Source organism: Allobosea sp. UNC402CLCol (assembly GCF_000745475.1).
Taxonomy (GTDB): domain Bacteria; phylum Pseudomonadota; class Alphaproteobacteria; order Rhizobiales; family Beijerinckiaceae; genus Allobosea; species Allobosea spartocytisi.
In genome coordinates, this window is sequence record NZ_JQJJ01000010.1 from 938,203 (window position 1) to 946,316 (window position 8,114).

Consider the following 8,114-nt stretch of genomic DNA (forward strand, 5'->3'; position numbering starts at 1 on the left):
GGTGTCCACTTCGCTCGACAAGGCTCAAGCCGCCGCGTGGCCTTTCATCGGGCGTCCATGGGGCTGGCTTCCCGCGACAGGCGCCTGCCGATCCGCACCAGCAGGTTCTTCAGCTCGCTTTTGAGTTCCTCGTCGCCAGCGTCCTTCGCGACGCGGTAAGCCTGCATGACATGGTCGGCGACGTTTGCGGTCGGCGTCTCCGTGCCGACCGTCTCCGTGATGTCGAGCGCGATCCCGACATAATGCGTGGCGCTGCCATCCGCCATGCGGTGGCAGCGTGCGAACGCCGCAATGAGCCGCTCGCCCTCGGCCGTCGAGACGCGGTATTGGCTGCTGAAATCGATGCCGGCCCGCGTGCAGTGCGCGACTTCCCGCGCGACCCGCTCGCGATCCCCGGAATGGATGCCGTTGACATAGGCATCGACCGGCGCGCCGCGGATCGCTTCCTCGGGATCGACAGAAAACAGCGCGGCGAATTGTGCATCGGCGTAGAGCCGATCCTGTTTTACATCCCAGTACCACATGCCGAGTATTGTATTGTCGTTGAGGCAGGCACTGCCCGGAAACGACATAAACTCCGACCTGCCGCCCTTGAAGACTGCGTCAGACATGTCAGCCTCTCCCTCGTTATTGAGAATGAGAGAGAATCTCCGGCGATACAAGCGCGGGCTCGCCAAAAACAGCGGTTCTCAACGCAAGGCTGAAACCGCCAGCCGCGCCGCCTCGGCGAGTGCGGCTTCCCGCTTCGGGGCATCGGCGCGCGAGCCGGCAAGATAGGTGACGATGACGAAGCGCCGCCCGTCCGGCAGCGTCGCGATGCCGATGTCGTTGGTGGCGTGGTTGATGCCGTCCGTGGTCAGGCCGAGCCCGGTGCGATGAGCGAGGACGGAGCCCGGCGGCAGCCCAGCCTTGATGCGGCCGGTGCCGATCTTCGATTCGCTGATGACCTTGGTCAGGAAGGCGGTGTGCGCGGGGTTGCGCAGCCAGTTGCCTTCGGCGAAGCCCTCGAGGAAGCGCGCGCTCGCCTCCGGCGTCGCGGCGTCGCGCTTGTCCTTCAGAGCGGCGGCCAGCGCCGCGATGCGCAATTCGGGGTTCAGGGCGCGCAGATCGGCACGGAAGCGCTGTTCGTCGACGACCTCGTTCCAGCCGAAGCCCTTGAGACCGTAGATCTCCGGCTGGAACTGGCGTTCGTAGCGGTCGATCGACATGTTCTCGATGCCACCGTCGCGCAGCATCTTCGTCACCACCTGCGGGCCGCCGATTTCGCGCATCAACCGGTCGGCCGCCGTGTTGTCGCTCTGGCCGGCGGCAAGGCGGATCAAGTCCCGCACCGGGTAGGTCGCGCTCTCGCCCTTGAATTGCCGGGCGATGGGGCTGTTGAAGAGCGACAAATCCTTGCGGGTGATGGTGATCGGCTGGTCGAGCTTGAACTTCCCCGCCTCGACCTGCTGTAGCACGGCTACCGCCAGCGGCAGCTTGAAGACGCTCTGCATCGGGAAGGTCTCGGCTCCGCGCCAGGACCAGAGCTTGTGGTCCTTCAGGTCGATCAGCGCGACGCCGAGCCGGCCCTCAGTGCGGCGCTCGAGCTTGGCGATGCCCTTGTCGAGGCTGGGCCGATCCCAATCGGCGAAGGCGGGTGGAATGGCCAGGCCGACGAAAGCGAGGGCGGCGGCAAGGCGAAGGCGGGCAGGCATGGACGTTTCCTCGTGATGTCCGCATCAGAGAGAATGGACATTACGGCGGGGTTACGGCGGTGCGTCAGGCCGGTCCGTTATTCTCGCTGTCGCAGAGTTCGAGCTCCACAGGGCAGTTCTCGATGCCGAAACATTCCGGCAGGAGCTGCTTCACCCGCTCGCGCAGGGCATCGAGCGTGTCGGCCTCGGTGACGATGCCGAGCTCGCCCACATCCATGGCGTACCAGAGGCCCGCCGCCTCGTCGCGGCGGACCTCGAAGCGGATCGGCTCCATCGCCCCGGCGGGCGCGGCGACGAGAGCCTTCAGCGGATTGATCAAGATGTTAAAACCTCAGGCGCCTGGCGCGCTTGACCATGGGGATCTCGTGGATCTTGGCCAGTAGCTCATCCGAGATGGGCTCGTCCACCGCGACATAGCAGATCGCGTCGCCGCCCGGCTTGTCGCGGCCGAGCGCGAAGGTCGCGACATTGACGCCGGCGCCGCCGAGCAGCGAGCCGAAAGCGCCGATGAAGCCCGGCTTGTCGGCGTTGCGGACGTAGAGCATGTGCGGCGCGAACTCGGCATCGACGGCGATATCGCGGATCTCGACGATGCGCGGCTTGCCGTCATGGAAGACGGTGCCGGAGGCATGGCGCGGCATGTCCTCGGCATCGACGACGATGCGGATGACGCTTTCGAGGTTGCCGGCGACGTCGCGGGTCAGCTCCTCGACGACGATGCCCTTCTCCTTGGCGATCAGCGCGGCGTTGACCATGTTGATCTCGGGCAGGAAGGGCCTGAGCACGCCGGTGATCGCGGCAGCCGAGATCGCCTTGAGGTTGAGTGCGGCGACCGCGCCCTCGTACTCGATGCGGATGCCCTTGACCGGTGCCTCGGTGAGCTGGCCGAGGAAGGAGCCGAGCTTCTCCGCCAGATCGACGAAGGGCTTGATGCGCGGCGCCTCTTCCGCCGAGATCGACGGGAAGTTGACCGCGTTGGTGATGGCGCCCTTGAGCAGATAGTCGCTCATCTGCTCGGCGACCTGCAGGGCGACATTCTCCTGCGCCTCATTGGTCGAGGCGCCGAGATGCGGCGTGCAGACGACGTTGTCGAGGCCGAAGAGCGGGTTCGATTCAGCCGGCTCCTGCGAGAACACGTCGAAGGCGGCGCCGGCGACATGGCCGGACTTGATCAGGTCCGCCAGCGCCTGCTCATCGACGAGGCCGCCGCGGGCGCAGTTGATGATCCGCACGCCCTTCTTGGTCTTGGCGAGGTTCTCGGCCGAGAGGATGTTCTTGGTCATCGCCGTCATCGGGACGTGCAGCGTGATGAAATCGGCGCGCTTCAGGAGGTCGTCGAGCTCGACCTTCTCGACGCCCAGCTGCACCGCCCGCTCCGGCGAGAGATAGGGGTCATAGGCGATGACGCGCATCTTCAGGCCGATGGCGCGCTCGGCGACGATCGAGCCGATATTGCCGGCGCCGATCAGGCCGAGCGTCTTGGCCGTGATCTCGACGCCCATGAAGCGGTTCTTCTCCCACTTTCCGGCCTGGGTGGAGACGTCGGCCGAGGGGATCTGGCGGGCGAGCGCGAACATCATCGCGATGGCGTGCTCGGCGGTGGTGATCGAATTGCCGAAGGGCGTGTTCATCACGATGATGCCGCGGGCCGTCGCGGCGGGGATCTCGACATTGTCGACGCCGATGCCGGCGCGGCCGATGACCTTCAGGTTCGTCGCCTGCTCCAGGAGCTTGGCGGTCGCCTTGGTGGCCGAGCGGATGGCGAGGCCGTCATAATCGCCGATGATCGCGGCGAGCTTGTCCTTGTCCTTGCCGAGGTTGGGATCGAAGGTCACGTCGATGCCGCGATCCTTGAAGATCTGGACGGCGGCGGGGGAGAGGGCGTCGGAAATCAGGACCTTTGGTGCGGGCATGGGAGGCTCCGGCTGGCGCCGCGCTACACGGGGAGCGTTCGGCGCGTAAAGAGGAGGAGAGCGTCATGGCCGGGCTTGACCCGGCCATCTCGGGACGCGGAGGCGCAGGGCAGCGCCTCTTCTTGAGAGAGATGGTCGGGTCAAGCCCGACCATGGCGGCAGCTTGTTACGCCGCCTTCTTGCCCAACGCCGCCTTGGCCTCGGCGAAGGCGTATTCGATCCAGGGCAGCAGCGCCTTGACGTCGCGCGACTGCACGGTCGCGCCGCACCAGATGCGCAGGCCGGGAGGGGCGTCGCGGTAATGGCCAAGATCGTAGCCGGCGCCGGCCTTCTCGATGATCGAGACGACCTGCTTGGCGAAGGCCGCCTGCGCGTCCGCCGGCAGGGCGGTGACGGCCGGGTCGGTGAACTTCAGGCAGACCGAGGTGTTGGAGCGCGTCTTCGGCTTCACGGCCAAAAAGTCGATCCAGTCGTTCTCGCGCACGAATTTGGCGATGACGCGGGCGTTGGCATCGGCGCGCTTCACCAGCCCGTCGAGCCCGCCGACCTTCTTCGCCCAGTTCAGCGCGTCGAGATAATCCTCGACCGCGAGCATGGAGGGGGTGTTGATCGTCTCGCCGGAGAAGATGCCCTCGATCAGCTTGCCGCCCGAGGTCATGCGGAAGATCTTCGGCAGCGGCCAGGCCGGCTTGTAGGTCAGCAGCCGCTCGACTGCGCGGGGCGAGAGCACGATCATGCCATGCGCGGCCTCGCCGCCGAGCACCTTCTGCCAGGAGAAGGTGACGACATCGAGCTTCGGCCAATCAAGGCGCTGGGCGAAGGCGGCGGAGGTGGCGTCGCAGATGGTCAGCCCCTCGCGGTCCTCCGCGATCCAGTCGGCATCGACGACGCGCACGCCCGATGTGGTGCCGTTCCAGGTGAAGACGACGTCGCGGTTCTTCGTGTCGACCTTTTTGAGGTTCGGCAATTCGCCGTAAGGCGCCTCGAAGGTGCGGACATCGGCGAGCTTGAGCTGCTTGACGACATCGGTGACCCAGCCGGCGCCAAAACTCTCCCAGCTGACCATGTCGACGCCGCGGGCGCCGAGCAGGCTCCACAGCGCCATCTCGACGGCGCCGGTATCGGAGGCCGGCACGATGCCGATGCGGTAGTCGGCCGGGACCTGCAGCACCTCGCGGGTGAGGTCGATCGCGGCTTTGAGCTTGTCCTTGCCGATCTTGGCGCGGTGCGAGCGGCCGAGCGGGGCGTCGGAGAGGTTCTTGAGGGCCCAGCCGGGGCGCTTGGCGCAGGGGCCGGACGAGAAATTAGGCACGCGCGGACGCGTGGTCGGTGCGGTATTCGCCATCGATGTCTCCATCCTTACAGATGGGCGCGCCCCGTTGGGGGGGCGTGTCCCGTCGATGGGGGTAGAGCCGCTTGGGGTGGGGAGTCAAGGGAGCGCTTGAAGGCGCGACTTTCGTCGAATCAACAATGATCTAGTGCCCCGATATAGATCGATAAGAAAACGGGGGACGATCTTGGCGAAGCTCGACGCAAAAACCACAGGTGCTTGGATTGTGCATCATGGCCGCAAGATTGCGGCCGATATGCGAGGGGGAGCTGAATTTAGTGCTCTTGATTTAGCGGCAAAGGCTGCGGGCTTACTTACAAGGCTTGGCGAAAGCGACGAGAGCACGTTATCATCTTCTCAGGTGACTGCTGCCGCTAGAATAGGTAATCTTAATCCAAAGACTGAGCTTCCTGCTTGTCTAGAGCACTTGGCGCGAAGAAAACTTATAGACAGAGCGTCGAACGGCGCGGTGTCGGTTCTTGGCGTGTCTGGCGCCTCTGCCCTCACGCATGCTGCGAATCTTTTTGAGGATAACGACCCTCACCCTCTCGAGAGGGCGGCGATTGATCTTTCAGAGATTGCTTCACAGGCGCCGATATCTAGCGCCAAAGCTGCAGAATACATTGGAGATACTCATAAAATTGCCAAGGCGGACTCCGTCGAATTCGTTCAGCAGGCGGCTCAGATTGGCTTTGTCGATGCTGAGGGGGACGGAAATGATAAGCTTCTATTCAACGGGAATCTATTTCGTCGGGATAACGCGGAAAAGACTTCAAAAGTTCTATCTTCGTTAAGTTCTTCGGAGCAGCTGAATTTGTCCGAATTTAACGCAAAGCTCAAATTGACCGGGGCTATCTCGGCAGTCGAGGCATCTGCGATGCTGGGAGAGGCGTTGTTTTCGAAAGTCCGTGCTGCGGCTTTGTACGATATGAACATCGTTTCGAACGAGGCTGGCGATCACGTTTTCATCACGACACCCGGGGCTTTCCATAAATTCAGCGATCCGCTTACCGAAGACGCGTTCGATCATGCGAAAGCACTCGTCGCTGCATTGAGTTATGGTATGTCACTTAGCCCCACTGAGAGGGGGCGAATCTGGGGTATCGATCTGTTGCTCGGCAAGCTCATCAGAGGTGGAAAAGTCGGGCCTGCTCCGGCAATTGGAAATGACTATCGTGCTCTTGAGCTTGAGCGCGTTGTTAAGACGGAGCGATCTGGAAGCGGTTTTACGATGCGCCTGCTGAAGAGGGAAGTTGGGGTCATAGCTTTGGAGGTGCTAAAAGGGCGTAATGCTGCTGCCGCAGCGCTGGAGACCTTACCTAGTGCCGGCATGCGTAGTTACGTTGCGCCTGAAGTCGCTCGTGTGGGCCTTCGTAAAAATCAGTCGGCTGCAAGCAAAGCTCAAACCCGCTCGCTACTCAGCGCGGTTCGAGGGGGAGCGCTGTGACTGTGGCAAAAAAAACTGGCAAAAAAGGCTTAGAGACCGAAGAAATAGTTAGGTCTTACTTTTTGCAGGCCGGATTTTTTGTTCTCCGCGGTGTTAAATTGCGGCACGCGGGTGACGAGCTGACGGATATCGACCTATGGCTCTATGAGAGGTCGGCTACGCTTGCTCGGAGGCGGATAATTATTGATATTAAAGATAATGCCCAACCGAAGGCGGCTGAAAGACTGTTTTTTGTAAAGGGCTTGGCGGAATTTACTCAGGTTGAAGCGGCGGGAATCGTAACAAGTGATCCGCGTCGCTCTTTGCGCGATCTTGCCCGTAAGCATAATATTATCTGGATCGACAACGCTGATTTGCAGCGCTTGAAGGCAAGTCAAAGACTTTCTGTTTCGTCTCGCCTTTCTGATGAGGCTTTTTATGGCCTTATTGGGAGAGTTGATGCCGTAAGATCTACCAAGAGCATTCGGGACAGATTTAATTCTTTAAAGTCGTCCGTGTCTGACCGCTTTGGCCCGTCTTGTGCGAATCAAGCGATTGATTACATGCAAGAATTTGCTAGTTTTGCGATGAAATCGCATCCAAATTCGTTTCAATCGGAAGCGTTTACTAGATTGGTGTACTTTTGTGCGGCGATCGCCGCTGCTTCATTAGATTTTGCTTGCGGTGAAATCGCGCTCCGCCCTGCTTCTGAGCGACTAGCCAGTTTGACTAGCGCAATTCGCCATGGAGAAGACGCTAAAGGAACTGCTGAAAAGCTCCGATGGGCGGAAGCTGCCATCCGAGAGTTTGCTCCAAACGGTGCAGGGCTCGCCGAGATGATACGTAGCCGATTTAATGAGGCATTGCTATCCGTCCCCGCTGAGGGCCTAGCTGAAGTGGTAGCAAGGATGGGCAACTCCGAGCGTCTGTTTGAAGGTGCTCGGAATCTGGAATACTCATCATACTCGATCACGCTGCCGACATTCGATGAATTAACGGTAGACGCTCGCTCGTTTTTGGGTGCGGTGTTGGATTTTTTGGGTATTGAACGTGCGCGGTTTTCGTCTTGCTGGACCCATTCTGGGCGTAGTTTTGCTTTAGCAAAAGACTTTACGGGAGAGTCTGAAGCTGGAGAAAATGAGCGACCTATCGAGGAGGATGGAAAGCTACTTTGATCTATTTGGCTCCTAAATATTTTTGGGACTCTGGTGTTCTTGTGCCGGTATTGATTGGTCGAAATGGGTCCACGACGATTGTCGAATTCTTGAGCACACGCTGTTTTCAAGCTCGTGTCCTGCGGCGTATTGCAGAGCCTCGATCTTGGCGATCGAGGTGGCGCTAAATTCATCCCCGCCCTCGCGTCCCGCGCCTATCCTCACCCCACCTCGTCCCCGAGGGGCAGCCATCCGGAGGTATGCCGTTGGCGGGGCGGGGGCGGCGCCTGCGGGTGGAGTCACGATCCACTCCCGGGAGGCTTCGGGGCACCGCCCTGGGGACACTACGATCCCTGTGCGAGGAGCTCGCTGGGAACGGCCGATGGCATCACGCCTTCGTCCCATGCCCGAGTAGACGCGACAAGGCGCTGAGCCGAACTGGCGTCGAAAGGGCTCGCGGCGAAGGATGGCTGCAGGCCCGGTAAGCGCGGCCCGGAGACTTAAGAACGCCGATAAGCGGAGCGCCACGGGGCGTGCGGAGGGTGGCTCAATCCCTCCGCGCCGCATCCTGGCTCAATGGAAGCGGCCTGATACCCA

Annotated in this window: 7 protein-coding genes; 2 read left to right on the forward strand and 5 right to left on the reverse strand. The window is 61.4% G+C overall.

The window, feature by feature from the left end; all coding sequences use genetic code 11:
• Window positions 1-44 precede the first annotated feature (44 nt).
• From GY40_RS16300 to GY40_RS16320, 5 genes are all read right to left on the reverse strand, one after another.
• Complete coding sequence (locus GY40_RS16300; RefSeq protein WP_197062757.1) at window positions 45-572, reverse strand: PAS domain-containing protein; 528 nt, start codon at window positions 570-572, stop codon at window positions 45-47.
• Between the two features lie 117 nt (window positions 573-689).
• On the reverse strand, window positions 690-1,694 hold the full coding sequence (bla, locus tag GY40_RS16305; RefSeq protein ID WP_051988136.1) for a class A beta-lactamase: 1,005 nt from the start codon (window positions 1,692-1,694) through the stop codon (window positions 690-692).
• Window positions 1,695-1,758: 64 nt separating this feature from the next.
• Entirely contained in the window at window positions 1,759-2,013 is a 255-nt protein-coding gene (locus tag GY40_RS16310) for a DUF1902 domain-containing protein (protein WP_038363897.1), read from the reverse strand.
• 4 nt (window positions 2,014-2,017) lie between these two features.
• Window positions 2,018-3,607, reverse strand: coding sequence for a phosphoglycerate dehydrogenase (gene serA, locus GY40_RS16315; RefSeq protein WP_038363900.1), 1,590 nt, complete (start codon window positions 3,605-3,607; stop codon window positions 2,018-2,020).
• A 166-nt stretch (window positions 3,608-3,773) separates the two neighbouring features.
• Window positions 3,774-4,952 carry a phosphoserine transaminase gene (locus tag GY40_RS16320; protein ID WP_038363903.1) on the reverse strand — a complete coding sequence of 393 codons (1,179 nt, stop codon included), beginning with the start codon at window positions 4,950-4,952 and terminating at the stop codon, window positions 3,774-3,776.
• A gap of 172 nt (window positions 4,953-5,124) precedes the next feature.
• On the opposite strand from GY40_RS16320, the gene GY40_RS27130 reads away from it, so the two are divergent.
• Together GY40_RS27130 and GY40_RS27135 are read left to right on the forward strand one after the other, a co-directional pair.
• Window positions 5,125-6,384 carry a hypothetical protein gene (locus GY40_RS27130; protein WP_248311185.1) on the forward strand — a complete coding sequence of 420 codons (1,260 nt, stop codon included), beginning with the start codon at window positions 5,125-5,127 and terminating at the stop codon, window positions 6,382-6,384.
• Window positions 6,385-6,386: 2 nt separating this feature from the next.
• Window positions 6,387-7,538, forward strand: coding sequence for a hypothetical protein (locus GY40_RS27135; RefSeq protein ID WP_197062758.1), 1,152 nt, complete (start codon window positions 6,387-6,389; stop codon window positions 7,536-7,538).
• The last annotated feature ends 576 nt before the right edge of the window (window positions 7,539-8,114 follow it).